18 protein-coding genes and 2 pseudogenes are annotated in these 21,029 nt (G+C 57.8%); 7 read left to right on the forward strand and 13 right to left on the reverse strand.

The features are described 5' to 3' along the window. Positions 1-96 precede the first annotated feature (96 nt). The 6 genes from ACTG2B_RS12045 to ACTG2B_RS12070 all read right to left on the reverse strand — a co-directional run bounded on the left by ACTG2B_RS12045 (position 97) and on the right by ACTG2B_RS12070 (position 5,539). The gene (locus ACTG2B_RS12045; protein ID WP_005337081.1) at positions 97-489 is read right to left on the reverse strand and encodes an MAPEG family protein; all 393 of its coding nucleotides are present in this window, start codon (positions 487-489) and stop codon (positions 97-99) included. Positions 490-523: 34 nt separating this feature from the next. Continuing rightward, positions 524-1,498: a ferrochelatase gene (gene hemH, locus ACTG2B_RS12050; RefSeq protein WP_439988558.1), complete on the reverse strand. Its 975-nt coding sequence runs from the start codon at positions 1,496-1,498 to the stop codon at positions 524-526. A 98-nt stretch (positions 1,499-1,596) separates the two neighbouring features. After that, positions 1,597-2,241, reverse strand: a complete 645-nt coding sequence (gene adk / locus ACTG2B_RS12055) for an adenylate kinase (RefSeq protein WP_005337083.1) — start codon at positions 2,239-2,241, stop codon at positions 1,597-1,599. Positions 2,242-2,544: 303 nt separating this feature from the next. Continuing rightward, positions 2,545-3,303 (reverse strand): tRNA isopentenyl-2-thiomethyl-A-37 hydroxylase MiaE, encoded by a 759-nt coding sequence (gene miaE / locus ACTG2B_RS12060; RefSeq protein ID WP_005346385.1) that lies wholly within the window; start codon positions 3,301-3,303, stop codon positions 2,545-2,547. A 205-nt stretch (positions 3,304-3,508) separates the two neighbouring features. Next, positions 3,509-5,029 (reverse strand): amidophosphoribosyltransferase, encoded by a 1,521-nt coding sequence (gene purF / locus ACTG2B_RS12065; RefSeq protein WP_270904619.1) that lies wholly within the window; start codon positions 5,027-5,029, stop codon positions 3,509-3,511. A 21-nt stretch (positions 5,030-5,050) separates the two neighbouring features. Continuing rightward, the gene (locus ACTG2B_RS12070) at positions 5,051-5,539 is read right to left on the reverse strand and encodes a CvpA family protein (protein ID WP_005337086.1); all 489 of its coding nucleotides are present in this window, start codon (positions 5,537-5,539) and stop codon (positions 5,051-5,053) included. An 8-nt stretch (positions 5,540-5,547) separates the two neighbouring features. On the opposite strand from ACTG2B_RS12070, the gene ACTG2B_RS12075 reads away from it, so the two are divergent. After that, positions 5,548-5,724 (forward strand): hypothetical protein, encoded by a 177-nt coding sequence (locus tag ACTG2B_RS12075; protein ID WP_155395816.1) that lies wholly within the window; start codon positions 5,548-5,550, stop codon positions 5,722-5,724. 2 nt (positions 5,725-5,726) lie between these two features. On the opposite strand, the pseudogene serS reads toward ACTG2B_RS12075, so the two are convergent. From serS to lrp, 5 genes and pseudogenes are all read right to left on the reverse strand, one after another. Further along, positions 5,727-7,021, reverse strand: a pseudogene (serS, locus tag ACTG2B_RS12080) (serine--tRNA ligase). Between the two features lie 306 nt (positions 7,022-7,327). Continuing rightward, positions 7,328-8,665: a replication-associated recombination protein A gene (locus ACTG2B_RS12085; RefSeq protein ID WP_139444221.1), complete on the reverse strand. Its 1,338-nt coding sequence runs from the start codon at positions 8,663-8,665 to the stop codon at positions 7,328-7,330. A 76-nt stretch (positions 8,666-8,741) separates the two neighbouring features. Next, positions 8,742-9,350: an outer membrane lipoprotein chaperone LolA gene (lolA, locus tag ACTG2B_RS12090; protein WP_041202312.1), complete on the reverse strand. Its 609-nt coding sequence runs from the start codon at positions 9,348-9,350 to the stop codon at positions 8,742-8,744. Positions 9,351-9,430: 80 nt separating this feature from the next. After that, complete coding sequence (locus tag ACTG2B_RS12095; protein ID WP_439995927.1) at positions 9,431-11,947, reverse strand: DNA translocase FtsK 4TM domain-containing protein; 2,517 nt, start codon at positions 11,945-11,947, stop codon at positions 9,431-9,433. 202 nt (positions 11,948-12,149) lie between these two features. Then, the gene (gene lrp, locus ACTG2B_RS12100; protein ID WP_005300047.1) at positions 12,150-12,641 is read right to left on the reverse strand and encodes a leucine-responsive transcriptional regulator Lrp; all 492 of its coding nucleotides are present in this window, start codon (positions 12,639-12,641) and stop codon (positions 12,150-12,152) included. 150 nt (positions 12,642-12,791) lie between these two features. On the opposite strand from lrp, the gene ald reads away from it, so the two are divergent. The 3 genes from ald (at position 12,792) to ACTG2B_RS12115 (ending at position 16,353) form a co-directional block, all read left to right on the forward strand. Next, positions 12,792-13,907, forward strand: coding sequence for an alanine dehydrogenase (gene ald, locus ACTG2B_RS12105; RefSeq protein WP_005351212.1), 1,116 nt, complete (start codon positions 12,792-12,794; stop codon positions 13,905-13,907). 185 nt (positions 13,908-14,092) lie between these two features. Further along, complete coding sequence (gene trxB / locus ACTG2B_RS12110; RefSeq protein ID WP_216963189.1) at positions 14,093-15,043, forward strand: thioredoxin-disulfide reductase; 951 nt, start codon at positions 14,093-14,095, stop codon at positions 15,041-15,043. Between the two features lie 62 nt (positions 15,044-15,105). Next, positions 15,106-16,353, forward strand: coding sequence for a diguanylate cyclase (locus tag ACTG2B_RS12115; protein ID WP_335831529.1), 1,248 nt, complete (start codon positions 15,106-15,108; stop codon positions 16,351-16,353). A 108-nt stretch (positions 16,354-16,461) separates the two neighbouring features. On the opposite strand, the gene ACTG2B_RS12120 is transcribed toward ACTG2B_RS12115, so the two are convergent. Beyond that, a complete protein-coding gene (locus tag ACTG2B_RS12120; protein WP_323892447.1) occupies positions 16,462-16,932 on the reverse strand; it encodes a glycine zipper 2TM domain-containing protein in 471 nt (156 codons plus the stop codon). A 19-nt stretch (positions 16,933-16,951) separates the two neighbouring features. On the opposite strand from ACTG2B_RS12120, the gene aat reads away from it, so the two are divergent. From aat to infA, 3 genes are all read left to right on the forward strand, one after another. Beyond that, positions 16,952-17,659, forward strand: a complete 708-nt coding sequence (aat, locus tag ACTG2B_RS12125; RefSeq protein ID WP_439995930.1) for a leucyl/phenylalanyl-tRNA--protein transferase — start codon at positions 16,952-16,954, stop codon at positions 17,657-17,659. Further along, positions 17,656-18,372 carry an arginyltransferase gene (locus tag ACTG2B_RS12130; protein ID WP_439995931.1) on the forward strand — a complete coding sequence of 239 codons (717 nt, stop codon included), beginning with the start codon at positions 17,656-17,658 and terminating at the stop codon, positions 18,370-18,372. Before aat ends, ACTG2B_RS12130 begins: the two co-directional genes overlap by 4 nt. A 68-nt stretch (positions 18,373-18,440) precedes the next feature. Then, entirely contained in the window at positions 18,441-18,659 is a 219-nt protein-coding gene (infA, locus tag ACTG2B_RS12135) for a translation initiation factor IF-1 (protein ID WP_005300033.1), read from the forward strand. 68 nt (positions 18,660-18,727) lie between these two features. Here the strand turns inward: infA and clpA are convergent. After that, positions 18,728-20,982, reverse strand: a pseudogene (gene clpA, locus ACTG2B_RS12140) (ATP-dependent Clp protease ATP-binding subunit ClpA). Positions 20,983-21,029 lie beyond the last annotated feature (47 nt).

The raw sequence follows: 21,029 nt of genomic DNA on the forward strand, positions 1-21,029 counted from the left end.
GTATAGACAAGGCTTGCAAGGAAAAACGTTTGCCTTTTCACCATAAAAAAACCACCCTGCCCGGGGTGGTTCCATAGCATACAAAAGCGACTGTTTTCAGGCGGCCGCCATCCCCTGCAACAGTGCCAGCAGCGAGAAGAGGCCGAGGGCGAGCCAGAACAGCAAGGTGCCCAGAAAACGGGGCACATTGGGGGCTTTGGGGATCTGGATGCCGATGGCATGCAGGATGCGGCCGACCAACAGCATGGCGCCACCGGCATGCAGCCAGAGCGCACCGGCACCGGAGAACTCGCACAGCGCCATCAGCAGCAGGGTCAGCGGCACATACTCGGCAAAATTACCGTGAGCCCGGATCGCCGCCAGCAGCTCGGGGGCTTCCCCCTGCCCTATCATCACCCCGAACTGGGCGCGGCGTCTGACCACCCAGAAGGAGAGCCCCAGAAACAGCAGTCCAAGCAGGCCTGCGTAGATCAGCGTGATATGTACCATGACTCGACTCCTTGTTTGACTGACTGCCGGTCACTCATGCCAATTCGCGGCAGATGAGCGAGACCATCATCCTGATGTGGGCCTGATCGCTATTGAGGGCCGGAATATATTCAAACCGCTCGCCACCGGCCTCCATGAAGATATCCCGGTTCTGTACCTGAATTTCCTCGAGGGTTTCGAGGCAGTCGGCGGCAAAGGCAGGACAAATTACATCGAGCCGCTTGATACCCGCTGCAGGCATACCGGCGATGGTCACGTCGGTGTAAGGCTTGAGCCACTCCTCCTTGCCAAAGCGGGATTGGAAGCTGGCCGTCCACTGCCCGGCCTCCAGCCCGAGCGCCTCGGCCAGCAAGCTGGCGGTATGGCGACACTGGTGACCATAGGGGTCCCCTTCGTTCTCATAGCGCTCGGGAATACCGTGGAACGACATCAGCAGGTGACCACCCTGACCGTGCTGCTCCCAGTGACGGCGTACGCTCATGGCCAGCGCCTGAATGTATTCGGGATGGGCGTGATAATCACGAATGAGCCGTACCACCGGCAGATTGCGTTCTCTCTTCATCGCCTTGCCCCAGGCATCGAAGACCGAGGCGGTGGTACTGACCGAATATTGCGGATAGAGCGGCAACAGGATCACCCGGTTGACCCCTTTGGCCTTGAGCGCCTGCCAGCCATCATTCACTGACGGGGAACCATAGGTCATCGCCAGCTCCACCGGCACATCGACCCCCTCCCGCTTGAGCTCCTGCTCCAGTGCGGCGCGCTGCTGCTTGCTTATCACCATCAGCGGCGAGCCCTGCTCGGTCCACACCTGCTGATAGAGCTTGGCCACTTTGGGCGAGCGCGTCGGCAAGATGATGAAGTGGAGCAGCGGGCACCAGAGGTAACGGGGCAGGTCCACCACACGGGGATCGTGCAGGAACTGGCTGAGGAACGCTTTGACGGCAGCGGTGGTCGGTGCGGCTGGGGTACCCAGATTGACCAGCAATATTCCGGTTTTCGTGGTCACGTTGGCTTCCTGTCTATCTGTCATTATGCAAAAAGGGCCCGACAGGGCCCTTCTCTTTATTTATCTGATGGCACGGGAAACAGTGCCGGCAGCAAAGATCAGCCCAGAATGGTGGCAAGCTGCTTGCTGACCAGATCAACCGGCTGGGTGCCGTCGATCTTGACGTAACGGGTGTGGCCCGCTTCCGCCTCTTTGCCGTAGAAACCGATCAGCGGCGCGGTCTGCTGATGATATACATCCAGACGCTTGCGTACTGTGGTCTCTTCGTCGTCGGCGCGGATCACCAGATCTTCACCGGTCACGTCATCCTTGCCTTCCACTTTCGGCGGGTTGAACACCACGTGGTAGGTACGGCCGGAGCCGGAGTGAACGCGACGGCCGCTCATGCGCTTGACGATCTCTTCGTCCGGCACATCGAACTCCAGCACGAAATCAACCACGACACCGGCGTCCTTCATGGCTTGCGCCTGGGGAATGGTGCGCGGGAAACCGTCCAACAGGAAGCCTTTGGCGCAGTCCGGCTGAGCGATGCGCTCTTTGACCAGACCGATGATGATGTCGTCAGAGACCAGCTGACCTGCGTCCATCACAGCTTTGGCTTTCAGACCGAGCTCGGTGCCCGCTTTGATCGCCGCACGCAGCATGTCGCCGGTGGAGATCTGGGGAATACCGTGTTTTTCCATGATGAACTGAGCCTGGGTACCTTTGCCGGCGCCCGGAGCCCCCAACAGAACAATGCGCATACACGCTCCTATTGATTGGTTATTCAAATCTTGCGAAGGCAAAAAAGTACACGGTTTCGCCCGTTTCTACAAGGGTGAGCCACCTGAATGAGCACTTTATCACCACAATAACCGGCTGATCGAACAGGATTTCATCGCAAGGGGAAGACGCAAAAATAGCCAAGGATTCAGCATAGAGCGCCAAATGCAGAAAGGAGGTACGGCAGAAAAAAAGATCCCGGCTCAGGGCCGGGAATTGCGCTCAAAAGTAACTACTTGTCGCTCGTAGTAGGAACAGGGCAATAGTAGTTTGCCCCCTGTGCGTCAACAACTGTCAGATGTGACAGGCAGGCCGCTATGAAACCGGAACTGCGGATCCGGCGAGCAGATTAGCTCGGCTTCCAGCTTGCCAAAGAAGGCCACCCGCTCGCTGATATCCTCCCCTGCGTACTGTTCGGCCAGGCTCAGGTAATCCTGATAGTGGCGTGCTTCGGAGCGCAGCAAAGAGACATAGAAGCGGCTCAACTCCTCGTCCAGATGGGGGGCCAGCTTGGCAAAGCGCTCGCAGGAGCGGGCCTCGATATAGGCGCCGATGATCATCTTGTCGACTATGGTGGCCGGCTCATGGGTGCGCACATGCTGCATCAACTGGCGGGCATAGCGGGAGGCCGTCACCGGCCCGTATTCGATGCCGCGGGCCTGCATGATCTCCAGCACCTGCTCGAAGTGGTGCAGCTCCTCCTGAATGAGTCGCACCATGGGAAACAGCAGTGGATTGCGCTCCAGCTCGGCAAAGACGGTGCGATCAGACTCCCCCATGCTGCGTTTGCCCAGGATCTCGGCCTTCTCCGGGATGGCATCCAGCTCGCGATAGAACTCCAGCTTGGGCAGCAGATGGCGCTTGCCCTTGGGCAGGCAGTAGCGGCGCACCAGACTGTGGGCAGTGAGTGCGGCCTTGGTCTCGCAGTTGGCGTGATCGATGAGCAGAGTCGGCAAACGGGCCGGATCTCGCGCCATCTCCACCCACTCATCCGGGGTCTCGCACTGCAAAAACTGGCGCACTGGGGCTAGCAGATCATCCATCTGAACTCTCGTATCTTAAAAGCGTATCGATCATATATGTTGCCGCCTATGCTAGCGGATCCCGCTGGCCATGCCCATATCCGGCAAGATAAACGGATGTTTTTCAAACAGATACCCCCTCCCCCTTCTGCCGGTGCAAGACAAAAACGACAATGGGGGCTACTGGCCCCCATTTCGCTATCCCATCCGGCAAAACCGCAAACGTTTAACTACCTTCGTTAAAAATTTCCAGATTGCTGGTGCCTTCCTGCCATTCACGCACCGCTTTGGTGTCATCGTTGCGCAGGGCGTTGAGGTGATCCAGATAGGTCTGGTCCACGTCGGAGGTGACGTAGTGGCCATTGAACACCGAGGTCTCAAAGTGACGCAGATCCGGGTTGATCTCCCGTACGGCGGCTTCCAGATCTTCCAGATCCTGGAAAATCAGACCGTCAGCACCAATCAGCTTGCACACCTCTTCCACTTCGCGGCCGTGGGCGATCAGCTCGTTGGCGGTAGGCATGTCGATGCCGTAGACGTTGGGGAAGCGAATTTCCGGCGCTGCCGAGGCGAAGTAGACCTTGGCTGCCCCCGCTTCACGGGCCATCTGGATGATCTGCTCGGACGTGGTACCACGCACGATGGAATCGTCCACCAGCAACACCTTCTTGCCCTTGAATTCGGAGCTGATGGCGTTGAGTTTGCGGCGCACCGACTTCTTGCGCTGGGTCTGGCCCGGCATGATGAAGGTACGGCCGATGTAGCGGTTCTTCACGAAGCCCTGACGGTATGGCAGGTCGAGGGTGTGGGCGATCTCCAGCGCCACGTCACAGGAGGTCTCGGGGATGGGGATAACCACATCGACGTCGAGATCTTCCCACTCGCGGGCAATCTTCTGACCCAGCTTGCGACCCATGTTGAGGCGGGCGGCGTAGACCGAGACCTTGTCGATGCACGAATCGGGACGGGCGAAGTAGACATATTCGAAGATGCAGGAGCTCATCTGCGGGTTCTCCGCACACTGCTCGGAGAAGAGCTGGCCCTGCTCGGTGATGTAGATGGCTTCACCCGGCGCAATATCCCGCACCGTCTCGAAACCGATGGCGTCGAGTGCCACGCTCTCGGAGGCGAGCATGTACTCCACCTGGCCCTGCTCGTCCTGACGACGACCGAGGATCAGCGGGCGAATGCCGTTGGGATCGCGAAAACCGATGAGACCATGGCCAATCACCAGGGAGACCACCGCATAAGCACCGCGGATCTGCTGATGGGTTCTGCGCACCGCAGCGAAGATATCTTCGGGACGCAGGGCCATCTTGTCACAGCGATCCAGCTCGTGGGCCAGCACGTTCAGCAACACTTCCGAGTCGGAGGTGGTGTTGATGTGACGGCGGGCGACCTTGAACTGCTGCTCCTTGAGCTCCTTGGCGTTGGTGAGGTTGCCGTTATGGGCCAGCACCATGCCGTAGGGCGAGTTCACATAAAAAGGTTGGGCTTCAGCGGCACTTGAGCTACCTGCGGTGGGATATCTGACATGACCTATGCCGATGTTCCCTTGCAAACGCTGCATGTGGCGCACTTCAAACACGTCCTTCACCAGGCCATTGGCCTTGCGTTGCCGGAAGTTTCCACTATCAATGGTCACGATCCCGGCGGCATCCTGTCCCCTGTGCTGCAACACCGTCAAGGCGTCGTAGAGGGCCTGATTGACGGGGGTGGTGCCAACTATACCGACAATACCACACATGTCTTTGCTACCTCGAAGTCACTATACCTGTTTAAGAAAACTGGATGAGTTCAACATGAACCCGAAAAACCACTGGATCACCGGCTTGAACTCCGGCACCAGCTTGGACGCCACCCACCAGTCGCTCTGGGAGAGGCTGGTGAAGGTATCCATGAAAAAAAGCAGGGCACTGACGATCAGCACCCCGCGAATTGCACCGAAGCAGACCCCCAGCACCCGATCGGTACCGGAGAGACCCGTCTTGTCCACCAACAGGCCCACCACATAGTTGACTACGCTGCCGAGGATCAGGGTCGCCACAAACAGCGCCGCGATGGCCAGACCGTTGCGAACCAGCGCGTCGGAGAAGGAGGTAAAATAGACGGCGAGATCGGGATAAAAATGGCTGGCAATAAAGAAGGCGACGAACCAGGTGACAAGAGACATGGCCTCCTTGACGAAGCCGCGCACCAGGCTGATGAGAGCAGAGAAACCGACGATGCCGATGATGGCGTAATCAATCCAGACCATAGAAAAAGATGTCCTGCGAAATTGCGGCGCAGTCTAACAAAAACGATTGCGCATTGCTTGATAAAAATGTGTTAACTGTTCAAAGCGACGCCGAGAAGCCGCATTTTTTCAGCACTAAAACGGTTGATCGGCGCCAGAATGCACAACGCCATGGCAATGCCATGGCGTTGTGGTCAGCGGCGTGAGCTTACCCGATGTGGGTCAGGCCACCCATGTAGGATTGCAGCGCAGCCGGGATGGCGATGCGGCCATCTTCCTGCTGGTAGTTCTCCATCACGGCAACCAGGGTACGACCCACCGCCAGACCGGAACCGTTCAGGGTGTGCAGCAGTTGCGGCTTGCCGTCGATGCGCACGCGAGCTTGCATGCGGCGCGCCTGGAAGTCGGTGCAGTTGGAGACAGAGGAGATCTCGCGGTAAGTGTTCTGGGCCGGCAGCCACACTTCCAGATCGTAGGTCTTGGAAGCGCAGAAGCCCATGTCACCGGTAGAGAGCGCCATCACGCGATATGGCAGCTCCAGCAGTTGCAGCACCTTCTCGGCGTGACCCACCATCTCCTCCAGCGCATCCCAGGATTTCTCCGGATGAACCAGCTGAACCATTTCAACCTTGTCGAACTGGTGCATACGGATGAGGCCACGGGTATCACGACCGTAGGAACCGGCTTCGGAGCGGAAGCAGGGGCTGTGGGCGGTCATCTTGATTGGCAGTTCTTGCGCGTCAAAGATCTCGTCACGGGCCATGTTGGTGAGCGGCACTTCGGAGGTCGGGATCAGGGGAACTTGCGCAGCTTGCCCTCTTCTTCCCCTTCACCTTCGATACCGGTATTGAACAGATCCTGGGCAAATTTCGGCAACTGACCGGTGCCATAGAGGCTGTCCGGGTTCACCAGATAGGGCACGTAGCACTCGGTGTAACCGTGCTGCTGGGTGTGCAGATCCAGCATGAACTGAGCCAGGGCACGGTGCAGACGGGCAATCTGACCCTTCATCACCACAAAACGGGTACCGGAGAGTTTGACGCCATTCTTGAAGTCAACGCCCTTGGCCGCTTCGCCCAGATCGATGTGATCGCGTACCGGGAAGCTGAACTCGCGCGGGGTACCCCAGCGGCGCACTTCCACGTTGTCGTTCTCGTCACGGCCCACCGGAGTGGTCTCGCTCGGCAGGTTGGGGATGGCGTCGGCAATGGCTTTCAGCTGGGCCAGCAGGGCATCCAGCTCGACCTTGCTGGTTTCCAGCTCGTCGTTGATCTTGGTCACTTCGGCCTTGAGCGGGGCAACATCTTCACCACGACGGGCAGCTTCACCGATGGATTTGGAGCGGGCGTTGCGCTCGGCCTGCAGCTCCTGGGTACGGGACTGCAGATCCTTGCGTTTCTCTTCCAGAGCGTTGACAGCCGCTACGTCCAGAACGTAGCCACGTGTCGCCAGACGAGCGGCAGCCTCTTCGATATCGCTGCGCAGATATTTGGGATCCAGCATGGTTTACCTACTTTTTTAAAATGGGATCTGGGCCTGAGTCGTCATGACGGGCTGGGAAACAGATCCGGAAGTTAACATCGGTTGGCGCACCCCAATCGTCTTCAGAATCGGGCCTCAACAATCAGGCCTTCGAGATCAAGAAGATGGCGCAAGGCCAAGACAAGCGGGGTCAGACGGGCAGTGTAGCAGACCGCCCCCCCGCCCGAACAGGGACTATTTGTGTCGTTTTTACCGACTTTGGCACGCAAACCGTCCTGCATATTCAAACGCCTGACCAATTTTCAGCCACGCGGGGTAACAAAGGGGCTATTTGCCCCGTTGCTGCGGACTTTGCCTGTCCAGTTCATGGAGGTAATCGAGCTTCTGACCAATCTGCTTTTCAAGGCCGCGATCGGTGGGCTGGTAGTACTGCTTGCCGGCAAGCTCGGGCGGGAAATACTGCTCGCCAGCGGCATAGGCGCCCGGCTCGTCATGGGCGTAGCGATACTCGGCGCCATAGCCCAGATCGCTCATCAGTTTGGTCGGCGCATTGCGCAGGTGCACCGGCACCTCGAAGTCAGGAAGGTTTTTGGCATCATGAAGCGCCGCCTTCCAGGCGGTATAGACCGCATTACTTTTCGGGGCGCAGGCGAGATAGACGATCGCCTGGGCGATGGCCCGCTCCCCTTCCGCCGGACCGATCCGATGGAAACAATCCCAGGCCGACAGGGCGACCTGCATGGCGCGCGGATCGGCATTGCCCACATCTTCCGAGGCAATCGCCAGCAAACGGCGGGCAATATAGAGTGGATCGCAACCGGCGCTCACCATACGGGCATACCAGTAGAGCGCCGCATCCGGCGCCGAGCCGCGAATGGATTTGTGCACCGCCGAGATGAGGTCGTAGAAGTGATCGCCCCCCTTGTCGAAGCGGGCCACGTGCTCCCCTACCACGGCGGCGAGCAGGGAGCTGTCGATCACCCGCGCCCCTGCGCTGTCGGTTTCGGCCATGTCGGCCAACAGCTCCAGATAGTTGAGGGATTTTCGCCCGTCCCCATCAACTGCCTTAGCCAACGCCTCTTTGACGCCGGGGGCAAAGGTGAGTGCCGGATCATTAAGACCACGGGGATCGGTCATCGCCTGATCGAGCATGGCGAGAATATCGCTCTCCTCCAGTCGCTTGAGCAGATAGACCCGGGCTCGTGAGAGCAGTGCGTTGTTGAGTTCGAACGAGGGGTTTTCAGTGGTGGCACCGATAAAGGTGATGGTGCCATCTTCGATGTGGGGCAGGAACACATCCTGCTGGCTCTTGTTGAAGCGGTGCACCTCATCCACAAACAGGATGGTGCGCACTCCGCGCCAGCTGTTCTCCTTCGCCTTGTCGATAGCGGCGCGGATCTCCTTGATACCGGAGGTGACCGCAGAGAGTCGCTCCACTTCCGCCTGACAGTAGTGAGCCATCAGCTCCGCCAGCGTGGTCTTGCCGGTACCGGGCGGCCCCCACAGGATCATCGAGTGGCAGTGACCCGCCAGAATGGCTTTGCGCAGGGGCTTGTCAGCCCCCAGGATATGTTGCTGACCGATATACTGGTCGAGGTTTTGCGGCCGCATCCGGGCCGCCAGCGGACGAAAGTCCGACGAGAAATCCAGCGACAAGTTGCTCATCTGTATTGACCACCCAGCGTCACGCCACTCGCCTTTGACTGGCGCAGTGGCGAGCAATCCAACGACCGCTTGCTCATTAGCGCTGGTCGTCCAGCTCGACCCCCTTCGGGATCTTGAAAACAAATTCGTTGCCCTTGAGCACCGGCTTGCGGTTGAAGCTGCTCAGGGTGAATTCACTCCACTGCCCTTGCGCCTCTTTCACATCGAAACGACTGATGTTGTCTTGTCTGTCGAAGGTGACACGGAAGGAGGCAATCAGCTCATCCTTGTTGCGGCTGGTGACGGTGTAGACATCCCCCTGCTGGGTCACGTCATAGTTCTTCCAGAATTTGTCGTCATTGCCGGCGATCAGAATAAAGGGGGTGTTGAGCACCGCATCTTTCAGCTTGAGGGCGGTCACCTGCTCGACGAAGGGATCATAGACCCAGACATCCTGACCATCGGCAACGATCAGGCTCTCGTCCGGCGAGGTAGTGTGCCAGTTGAAACGGTTTGGCCGCTGCACCAGCAGATCGCCGCTGGCCTTTTGCAGCTCCTTGCCCTTGCTGTCATAGACGGTCTGGGCAAATTTGGCGGAGAAGAGGCTGACACCCGCCAGCTTCTGTTTGAGATCGCTGGCCGCATCGGCCCACACCTGGCTGCTGGCCATCAGCAGCACGGTACCCATCAACAGTTGTTTTTTCATCACGCTCTTCATAAAGACGCTCTCGATAAAAGGCCACGCCCGCGGAGGGCATGGCCAGGGATAGTATGAAACGGTGAGGCTTAGTCCCGCACCGGCGGCGGTGCCAGCACGTCGCGCTGACCATTGCCACCCGGTGAGCTGACGATACCCTGATTCTCCATCTGCTCGATGAGACGGGCTGCCCGGTTGTAACCAATCTTGAACTTGCGCTGGACGCTGGAGGTCGAGCCACGGCGGGACTCCACCACAAAAGCGACCGCTTCGTCGAACAGGGGATCGAGCTCTTCATCGCCACCACCGCCATATTCGCCGCTGCCACCTTCGCCCCCCGACTCACCGGAGAGGATCTCCTCGATGTAGTTCGGCTCGCCGCGCAGTTTCCAGTCCGCCACCACCTTGTGCACTTCGTGGTCATCGACAAAGGCACCGTGTACCCGGGTCGGGTTGGAGGTACCGGCCGGCATGTAGAGCATGTCGCCCATACCGAGCAGAGATTCGGCGCCGCCCTGATCAATGATGGTGCGCGAGTCGATCTTGCTCGACACCTGGAACGAGATCCGGGTCGGGATGTTGGCCTTGATAAGACCGGTGATGACATCCACCGACGGACGCTGGGTCGCCAGAATAAGGTGAATACCGGCGGCCCGTGCCTTCTGGGCGATACGGGCGATCAGCTCTTCCACCTTCTTGCCGACGATCATCATCATGTCGGCAAATTCGTCCACCACCACCACGATGTGGGGCAGCTTCTCCAGCTCCGGCGGCATCTGATCCATGGAGTCACCCGGGCGCCACAACGGATCCAGCAGGGGTTCCCCCTCCTCGATGGCGGCCAGCACCTTGTCGTTGTAGCCCTTGAGGTTGCGCACCCCGACTGCCGACATCAGCTTGTAACGGCGTTCCATCTCGCCCACACACCAGCGCAGGGCGTTGGCGGCGTCCTTCATGTCGGTCACCACCTCGGTCAGCAGATGCGGGATCCCTTCGTAGACGGAGAGTTCCAGCATCTTGGGGTCGATCATGATGAAACGCAAATCATCGGGGGATGACTTGTAGAGCATCGAGATGATCATGGTGTTCACCCCCACCGACTTACCGGAACCTGTGGTACCGGCCACCAGCAGGTGCGGCATCTTGGCCAGGTTCACCACCACCGGCTCCCCTGCGATGTCCTGACCCAGGCCCATGGTGAGCGGGTTGCGGCTATCGCGGAAGGCATCGCAGTCAAGGGTTTCGCGCAGGTAAACGGTCTGACGCACCCGGTTGGGCAGCTCGATACCGACATAGGTTTTACCCGGGATCACTTCCACCACCCGCACGCTGCTGGCAGAGAGCGAGCGAGCCAGATCGCGCGAGAGGTTGGTGATCTTGCTCGCCTTCATGCCCGGCGCCAGATCCAGCTCGAAACGGGTAATAACCGGACCCGGATAGACACCCACCACCTTGGCCTGCACGTTGTAGTCGGCAAGCTTGGCCTCCACCAGACGGCCCATGCGATCCAGCTCATCCTTGCTCATCATCTGGGTCTTGGCTGGTGGACGGTCGAGCAGCTCGATACTCGGCAACGGTGGCATTGTTGACTGCGGACGACGCTTGGGCTTGGTTGGTGCGACGGCTACCGGCGCGGCGACCTCGTCGTCCCCTTCGGCCCAGGGCAGATCCAGATCGTCCTCATCATCGTCATCGACCACAGCCAGTACCGGCTGGCGGCGCCCATTGGCGGCCGCCACCGCACGTTTCGGTTTGGCAGCTGGCGCCGGCTCGTCATCCTCATCATCAAACTGGGGATCGAACTCGAAGGTATCGTCGTCGAGTTCCGGCAGCCACTCTTCGGCGGCAGCCTTCTGATTCTTGGCCTTGGGCTTGCGAGTCCAGCTGGTGTGCGGCTCATCTTCCTCATCATCAAACGCGATGGCCCCTACCCCGCCTTCCAACAAGGGATCCGGCCCCTCGTTGCGGGGTTGACGCCAGCCACCGGTCAGCCAGCGGCCGAGGGTGGTCGGGAAGTGGTAAACAGCGCTGACCGAACCGGTACAGGCCGCGCCGATCTGCTCGACGATGGTGAGCCAGGACCAGCCGGTAAACAGGGTGATGCCGGTTGCCACGAAGCAGAGCAGCATCAGGTTGGACCCGACGCCGCCAAACAGCGGCACCACTGCAGAAGCGATCACATCCCCCACCAGACCACCGGCGGAGAAGTTCTGCATATCGTTGAAGTTCATGCTGGCAATGGCCGACATGCCGAGCACGGTCAGGATAAAGCCGATGATCCGCACCCCCAGGGTGAGGTAATCCACATCAAGCAGACGGCTCGGACGCCAGAACAGACTCCAGCCCAGCAGTACCACCAGCGGCGGCACCAGATAGGAGAAGGCACCAAAGGTAAACATGGTGATGTCGGCGAGCCAGGCACCGGCACTACCGGCGAGGTTCTTCACCTCCCCTTGCCAGGAGGTCTGGGACCAGCCGGGATCAGCGGGATGATAGGACAACAGGGCAAGCAGAAGATAAGCAGCCATCAGGGTGATGGCGATCAAGACGGCTTCGAAGATCCGTTGTGTACCTGATAAAGGAGTAAACAGCTTTTTATCGGCCAAACTCCGGCTCCTTTCTGAAAACATGTAATGCAGGAAATAAGGGGGCCTAGTATCCCCGAAAAGCCCATCGATTGTCAGCCAGAGCCTGATGGGACGGGGCCATATTTGCAATTATCTTTACAAGAAGAAACGAGCGGACCGGCCGCTCGTTTCTGACTGTCATGGTGTCTCATATGGAAAAGATACCACGGCATAACCTGCTTTATCGGGTGCTGATCACCAGACGACTGCTCTGCTTGACCTCTTCCATCACCACGTAGGTGCGGGTGTCATTGACACCGGGCAGACGCAGCAGGGTTTCCCCCAACAGACGGCGGTAAGCCGACATGTCGCTGACTCGGGTCTTGAGCAGATAGTCGAAGTCACCGGAAACCAGATGACACTCCTGGATCTCTTCGAGTACCTGAACAGCCTTGTTGAACTGTTCAAACACATCAGGCGCCCCGCGATTGAGGGTTATCTCTACAAACACCAGCAGAGATGCGTCCAGATAATGAGGGTTCAGAATAGCGGCATATCCTTCGATATAACCTTGTCGCTCGAGGCGACGAACCCGTTCCAGACACGGTGTAGGACTCAGGCCAACTCGCTTGGACAACTCAACATTCGAAATCCTGCCATCCTTTTGCAGTTCATTAAGAATGTTGCGGTCAATCCTGTCCAAATCCTTTAGCCGACTCTTAGCTTCCATCATTTTATTCCATCCTTTGGCTATTTTTTGGTAAGAATCACCAGTCATTTTATAATTATGGTCACAAATCCTGTCAATACCTGAATATACTAGGCGCAAATGTTGATTAACATTTTGGCAACATGAAACACCAATCTATAGACGAGGGATAGCATGATTATCGGTGTACCTAAAGAGATAAAAAACCATGAATACCGCGTAGGCATGGTTCCGGCCAGTGTACGTGAACTGACAGCACGAAACCATACTGTTTTCGTCCAAAGCGGTGCCGGAAACGGCATTGGCTTCAGCGATGCAGATTATATCGCTGTTGGAGCCGAAATTTTGGCCTCTGCAGCAGAGGTTTTCGCCAAAGCCGAGATGATCGTCAAGGTCAAGGAACCTCAGCCTGTCGAATGTGCCATGCTGCGTCCGGGTCAAACCCTGTTCACCTATCTGCATCTGGCGCCAGACTTGCCCCAGACCGAAGCCCTGCTGAAAAGCGGCGCCATCTGTATCGCCTATGAAACCGTCACCGACGGCCGTGGGGGCCTGCCCCTGCTGGCCCCCATGTCGGAAGTGGCCGGACGCATGTCTATTCAGGCGGGTGCCCAGGCGCTGGAAAAATCGCGCGGTGGTAGCGGTGTGCTGCTCGGCGGCGTACCCGGTGTCGAACCGGCCAAGGTGGTGATCATCGGTGGCGGCGTGGTCGGATCCAATGCAGCCCGCATGGCCATTGGCCTGCGCGCGGATGTGACCATCCTCGATAACAACGTCGATACCCTTCGCCGTCTCGATAACGAGTTCCAAGGAGCGGCCAAGGTGGTCTACTCCAACAGCGAGACGCTGGAGCGCCATCTGCTGGCGGCCGATCTGGTCATCGGCGGCGTGCTGGTACCGGGTGCCACTGCGCCAAAACTTGTCCGCCGTGACCACATTGCGCGCATGAAGCCGGGTTCTGCCATCGTCGATGTGGCCATCGATCAGGGCGGCTGTGTGGAAACCTCCCACGCCACCACCCACCAGGATCCGACCTATATTGTCGATGAGGTTGTGCACTACTGTGTCGCCAACATGCCGGGGGCGGTGGCCCGCACCTCGACCGTGGCGCTCAACAATGCCACCCTCCCCTTTATTATCAAGCTGGCCCAGCAAGGGTATCGTCAGGCACTGCTGAACGATCCCAACCTGCTGCACGGGCTCAACGTGATGGAGGGCAAGCTCACCTGCAAGGAAGTGGCCGTGGCGCATGGCCTTGCCTACACGGATCCCCTGACCCTGCTGAACTGATCTGCTCTGGCCTGCGCCAGTTGGAGATGAGTGAAAATCCGCCCGCGATGGGCGGTTTTTTTATTCCTTTATTTTGCATGTCACCCCTTGTGAACACGATTAGTGCAATCGACTCACCAGCCTTTGACCCCGGATCACGAATTACCTACAATCGCGCAAACTCATCACATCCCGGAAATGACATCATGAGCCAAGTCACTCACAGCAAATTGCTGATCTTAGGGTCAGGCCCGGCCGGTTACACCGCGGCCGTCTACGCCGCCCGCGCCAACCTCAATCCCCTGCTTATCACCGGCATGCAGCAAGGGGGTCAGCTGACCACCACCACCGAAGTGGAAAACTGGCCAGGTGATCCGGAAGGGCTGACAGGCCCTGCCCTGATGGAGCGCATGAAAGAGCATGCAGAGAAGTTCGACACCCGCATCCTGTTTGATCACATCAACAGTGTCGAACTGACTCAGCGCCCGTTCCGTCTCAAGGGCGACAACGGCGAGTACACCTGCGATGCCCTGATCATCGCGACCGGCGCCTCCGCCAAGTATCTGGGTCTGCCCTCCGAAGAGGCCTTCAAGGGTCGCGGCGTCTCCGCCTGTGCCACCTGTGACGGTTTCTTCTACCGCAATCAGGAAGTGGCGGTGATCGGCGGCGGCAACACCGCTGTGGAAGAGGCCTTGTATCTGGCCAACATCGCCAAGAAGGTGCACCTGATCCACCGCCGCGACGAATTCCGTGCCGAGAAGATCCTGATCAAGCGTCTGTACGACAAGGTCGCGAGCGGTAACATCGTGCTGCACACCCACCAGACCCTGGACGAAGTGCTGGGTGACCAGATGGGAGTCACCGGTGTGCGCCTGCGCAACACTCAGGACAACAGCACCAGCGAGCTGCCGCTGATGGGCGTCTTCATCGCCATCGGCCACCAGCCCAATACCCAGATCTTCGATGGCCAGCTGGAGATGCAAAACGGCTATCTGAAGGTACGTGGCGGCCTCGACGGTTTTGCCACCCAGACCAGCATTGAAGGTGTCTTCGCTGCCGGCGATGTGGCCGACCACAACTACCGTCAGGCGATCACCTCTGCCGGTACCGGCTGCATGGCAGCCCTCGATGCCGAACGCTACCTCGACGCGCAATAAACAAGCGCAGATGTGATATAAGGCATACCAGTCGGTATGCCTTTTTTATTTAAAGGAGTCTAATGAAACAGAAGATATTGATTGTCGAAGATAGCCTGACCATCCGCCGTATGCTGACTCAGGCCATTGCCCAGCAGACAGGCCTCGAGATTGACGCCTTCGATACCCTCGAAGGTGCCCGTCACTGCCGGGGCGAGGAGTATGTGGTCGCGCTGGTGGACCTGACCTTGCCGGATGCGCCCCGTGGCGAAGCGGTCAACGAGCTGCTGGCTCGAGGTTTGCCGGTGGTGATCCTCACTGCCGACATCAGCGAGGATAAACGTGCCGCCTGGCTGGAAACCGGCGTGCTGGACTATGTGATGAAGGATTCGCGCCACTCGCTGCAATATGCCGTCAGTCTGGTGCACCGCCTCTATCTCAACCAGTCCATCGAAGTGCTGGTAGTCGACGACTCACGCACCTCCCGTCACCGCACCATGGCCCAGTTGCGCAAGCAGTTGTTGCAGGTGCATGAGGCCAGTCATGCCCGTGAAGCGATGGCGATGCTGGAGCAACACCCGGACATCCGGCTGGCACTGGTCGACTACTATATGCCGGATATCGATGGCATCAGTCTGGTGCGGATGCTGAGAGAGCGATACAGCAAGCAGCAGCTCGCGATTATCGGGATCTCGGTCTCGGACAAGCGCGGTCTCTCTGCTCGCTACCTCAAGCAAGGCGCCAACGACTTTCTCAACCAGCCGTTCGAGCCGGAAGAGCTGCAGTGTCGGGTCAGCCACAATCTGGAAGCGCTCGAGCAGTTCAACAGCATTCAGGAGTCAGCCAATCGTGACTACCTGACCGGTCTCTACAACCGGCGCTACTGGTTCAACGAAGGGCAAAAATGGTTTGAAGAGCATCAGCGCCAGCAGACGCCTCTCGTACTCTGTGTGCTTGATGTGGATCACTTCAAGCAGGTCAACGATCACTGGGGCCATGCCATCGGCGATCAACTGCTCTGCCATCTGACCCGGCTACTGACCCAGTTCTTCCCAGATGCCATGATCGCCCGATTTGGCGGAGAGGAGTTTGCCATGATGGTGCCTCACTGTACCGTCCCCGTGTTGATCAAGCGTCTTGAAGGGCTGCGTCAGCAGCTGCGCCAGCAACCTTTGTCACCGGAAACCCCGCTCTTTGTTCGCGCCAGTTACGGCGTGATCAGCGTCGGGCGGATATCCATGGACGAGGCGCTGAGCGTAGCGGATCGGCTGCTCTATCAGGCAAAGAACACCGGTCGCGACAAGATAGTCTCTCAAGAGACAGCTATCTGAATCCTCAGGGCATCAGTCCCGTGTATTACCGCCCGACAGACTTTCCAGCAGGAGAGTCTGCGGGTTCCTTTCCTGCCACAGTCTCCCCATCAACATGACTATCGAAAGTCAGTAAGTCTTGTCGACCCGCACCCCATCATCGAAGTAGAGAATGCGCACCTTGTCTCCATTGGCAAAGACCATGGCGGGATCATAATCCTGGATCACGTTGATAAGGGCATTTTGCTCGTTGCGGATCAGCAGCTCCACCAGCTTGTTTTCCACCACGGTTCCCCCGGACTGGTATTGCTGCGCAGCTGCAGCTCCTGCGAGCGCGCCGACGGCGGTGGCGATTTCACGGCCATGACCGCCGCCAAACTGGTTGCCCAGCAGACCGCCCAACACGGCACCACCCAGCGTCTTCCAGCCAGAGTGCTCGGACTCCAGGATCTGACGCTGGGTAATATTGCGCACCGTTTCGACCTGACCAAACACCACCTGATTGACCGGCCGCGCGGTATTGCGCTGGTAGACCTCCGCCCCGGCGGGCGTCGTGACAAAGCAGAGCAAGCTGGATACTATCAGGATAATGGCCTTCATCTATGAACCTCGTTGCCTTATGTCTCGCTATCTTACCCAACTGGATGATGAGCTTTGCTGGTTTCCCGACCCCAGCCATGCGCTGGAAGAGCCCAACGGCTTGCTGGCGATCGGCGGGGATCTCTCCCCTGCCAGATTGCTGGCAGCTTACCACAAGGGGATCTTCCCGTGGAATGAACCCCACCAACCGACTCTGTGGTGGTCACCGGATCCCCGCGGGGTGATCCGTCCCGACCAACTCCATGTGGGGCGGACACTGCAGAAGATTATCCGCCGAACCCCATTCGATATTTCCGTCAATCGCGCCTTTAATGAAGTCATTACCGCCTGCGCCGCCCCTCGTCGCACTGCCGATGGCACCTGGATCAGTCAACCCATGATCGAGGCTTACCAGCAGTTGCATCGGCTGGGTCATGCCCACTCTATCGAGATCTGGCAGGAGGGAGAGCTGCAAGCGGGACTGTATGGCCTATCTATCGGCCGACTGTTTTGCGGTGAATCCATGTTCAGCCGGATTGATAACGGCGCCAAACTTGCCATGGTGGCACTCTGTCGCCACTTCGCCCGCCATCACGGCGCCCTCATCGATTGCCAGATGCAGAGCCCGTTTCTGGCGACCCTGGGTATCGAGGAGTGGCCAAGGGCCCGTTTTCTGGCCGAGCTGGCGCGCCTTGGCCATCAACCACTATTGGTTTCCTGCTGGCAAGAGGGGGAGATCAGCTTATGACTGAAGAAGTGATCCTCAAAGTAGGGCTGACTCCCAAGCATCCCTGCAGTTATCTGGACCATGAACAGGAGCAGTTGCTGGTGCTGATGGATCACAATCTGCTCAACGCCAACGGTTACGAACGATTGTTGACTGCCGGTTTTCGCCGCAGTGGCAACGACATCTATCGTCCCCACTGCCCGGCGTGCCATGCCTGCCAATCCCTTCGTATTCACAGTGAACACTTTCGTCCCAGCCGCGGCCAGAAGCGGATCCACCAGCTCAACAGGGATATCGAGATCGTCCTGAGCTACGATGACAAACCCGAGTATTACCTGCTCTACGAACGCTATATCCGCGAACGCCACCACGATGGCAGCATGTATCCCCCCAACCGCAGCCAGTATCGCGGTTTTCTCCATTGTGACTGGATGCCGCCACTCTATCTGGAGATGCGCAAGGAGGGCCGTCTTATCGGCGTGGCCACCACAGACCTGCTACCCCACTCCTTGAGCGCCATGTACACCTTCTTCGATCCGGATTATGCCGATCGCTCCCTAGGCACCTTTGCCATCCTTTGCCAGCTCGATCTGGCCAGGCGAACCGGGCGAAGCTGGCTCTATCTTGGCTATCTGGTAGAGGCGTGTCGCAAGATGAATTACAAACGCAATTACCTCCCTCATGAGCTGTTAATTCAGGGGGAATGGAAAAATATCGACACCAAGCCCGAGTAAACTTTACACATAGCCTTAAATCCGGCATGATCCAGCGGTTTTTTGTTGTGGCTTATCAAGAGGATTCAATGGCTAAAGAAGACAGTATTGAGATGCAGGGCACTATTCTCGAAACCCTGCCCAATACCATGTTCCGTGTGGAACTGGAGAATGGTCACGTGGTTATCGCTCATATTTCAGGCAAGATGCGCAAAAACTACATTCGTATCCTGACTGGAGACAAAGTAACGGTAGCACTGACTCCCTACGATCTCTCCAAGGGACGTATTGTTTTCCGCTCTCGCTAAGCCAGGAATTCAGCAAAAAACCCCAACCTTTCGGTTGGGGTTTTTTGTCGTTTTCTGATCACTGACGCTTAGTGGGAAACAGCTTCAACATTGACCTGAAAATCAAAGCTGAGGCTGTCATTTACCAACTCAACCTTCACAATTCCCCCGTCAACCAGTGAACCGAACAGGATCTCGTTGGCCAAGGGTTTCTTGAGGTGCTCCTGGATCACCCGCCCCATAGGTCTGGCGCCCATGGATCTGTCATATCCCGTCTCTGCCAACCAGTGGCGGGCACGCTCGGACACCTCGAGAGAAACGCCCTTCGCATCCAGTTGAACCTGCAATTCGACAATAAACTTGTCGACCACCTGATGAATCACCGTCATATCGAGATGGTTGAACCAGATGGTGTGATCAAGCCGGTTACGAAACTCCGGACTGAAGGTCTTGTTGATCACCGCCATGGCATCGTGGCTCAAATCCTGTTGCTGGAAGCCAATCGATTTACGCTGGGTCTCCTGCACACCGGCGTTGGTAGTCATGACCAAAATCACGTTACGGAAATCCGCCTTGCGCCCGTTGTTGTCGGTCAGGGTGCCGTTGTCCATCACCTGCAACAGCAGATTGAATACGTCCGGGTGAGCTTTCTCAATTTCGTCAAGCAACACAACGGATGAGGATGCTTGATCACCGCATCAGTCAGCAGACCCCCCTGCTCAAAACCGACATAGCCGGGAGGCGCACCAATCAGGCGAGATACGGTATGGCGTTCCATGTACTCGGACATATCAAAGCGCAGCATCTCGACACCCAATGCCTTGCCCAACTGCTGGGTCACCTCTGTTTTACCAACACCGGTAGGACCGGCAAACAGGAAGCAACCAACCGGGCGACGCTCGTTGCCAAGTCCGGAGCGTGACAGGCGAATCGCATCGGTCAGCACCTCGATGGCTTTATCCTGACCAAAGACCACCATCTTCAGATTGCGCTCCAGGTTCTTCAGTACTTCTTTATCTGAAGAGGAGACTGATTTTTCCGGAATGCGGGCGATCTTGGCCACAATGGACTCAATTTCCTGCACATTGATCACTTTCTTGCGCTTGCTCGCCGGCAGCAACCGTTGACCGGCGCCCGCCTCGTCGATCACATCGATCGCCTTGTCGGGTAGGTGACGATCATTGATGTACTTGGCAGAAAGCTCGGCAGCTGCACGGATCGCCTTGGCGGTATAGCGTACGCCGTGGTGGGCTTCGTAGCGACTCTTGAGCCCCATCAAGATGCGAGTGGTGTCATCGATTGTTGGCTCGACAATATCGATCTTCTGGAAGCGACGGGCCAGCGCACGATCTTTCTCGAAGATCTGGGCGTACTCCTGATAAGTGGTGGATCCCACACAGCGGAGCAAACCATTGGAGAGCAGCGGCTTGATCAGGTTGGCTGCATCCAGCTGACCACCGGATGCCGCACCGGCACCGATGATGGTATGGATCTCGTCGATAAAGAGGATGGCCCCTTCCTGACGCTCAATCTGCTTGAGCAGTACCTTGAGGCGCTTCTCGAAATCCCCACGGTATTTGGTGCCCGCCAGCAGAGACCCCATATCCAGCGAATAGATGGTACTGCCGGCTATCACCTCGGGCACATCGCCTTTAACGATACGGTAAGCCAAGCCTTCGGCAATAGCAGTTTTGCCCACGCCCGCTTCACCCACCAGCAGCGGGTTGTTCTTGCGACGGCGGCAGAGCACCTGAATGGTACGGTTGAGCTCCTGATCACGGCCAATCAGCGGATCGATGCGCCCTTCCAGCACCAGCTGGTTCAGGTTGGTGGCAAAGCTCTCGATCTGTGCGGCCGAGACATCATCATCAGATTCGGGATTGTTATTGCTGCCGAGATCAGGCTTGCTGTCCTTGCGAACCCCATGGGAGAGGAAATTGACGACGTCGAGACGGCTGATCTCGGCTTTTTTCAGGAAATAGGCAGCTTGTGACTCCTGCTCACTGAAGATAGCGACCAGCACGTTGGCGCCGCTGACTTCGGTATTGCCGGAGGATTGCACATGGAAGACGGCACGCTGCAACACGCGCTGGAAGCCCAGTGTCGGCTGGGTTTCACGATCTTCATCATCGCGCGGTATGAGCGGAGTAGTTTGGGTGATGAATGCGCGGATCTCCTTGCGCATCTGCTCAACATCGGCACCACAAGAGCTCAGCGCCTCATGGGCTGAACTGTTATCCAGAAGGGCTAACAACAGGTGCTCGACGGTCATGAATTCGTGGCGCTCGTCACGGGCCAGTTTGAAAGCCTCGTTCAGCGTCTTTTCTAGATCTTTATTCAACATAGGCACCTCCCCTAGTACAGCTACAATGTGGTGTCACACTCGCCATC

The sequence above is a fragment of the Aeromonas sp. 30P genome, assembly GCF_051919805.1.
Classification (GTDB): domain Bacteria; phylum Pseudomonadota; class Gammaproteobacteria; order Enterobacterales; family Aeromonadaceae; genus Aeromonas; species Aeromonas veronii.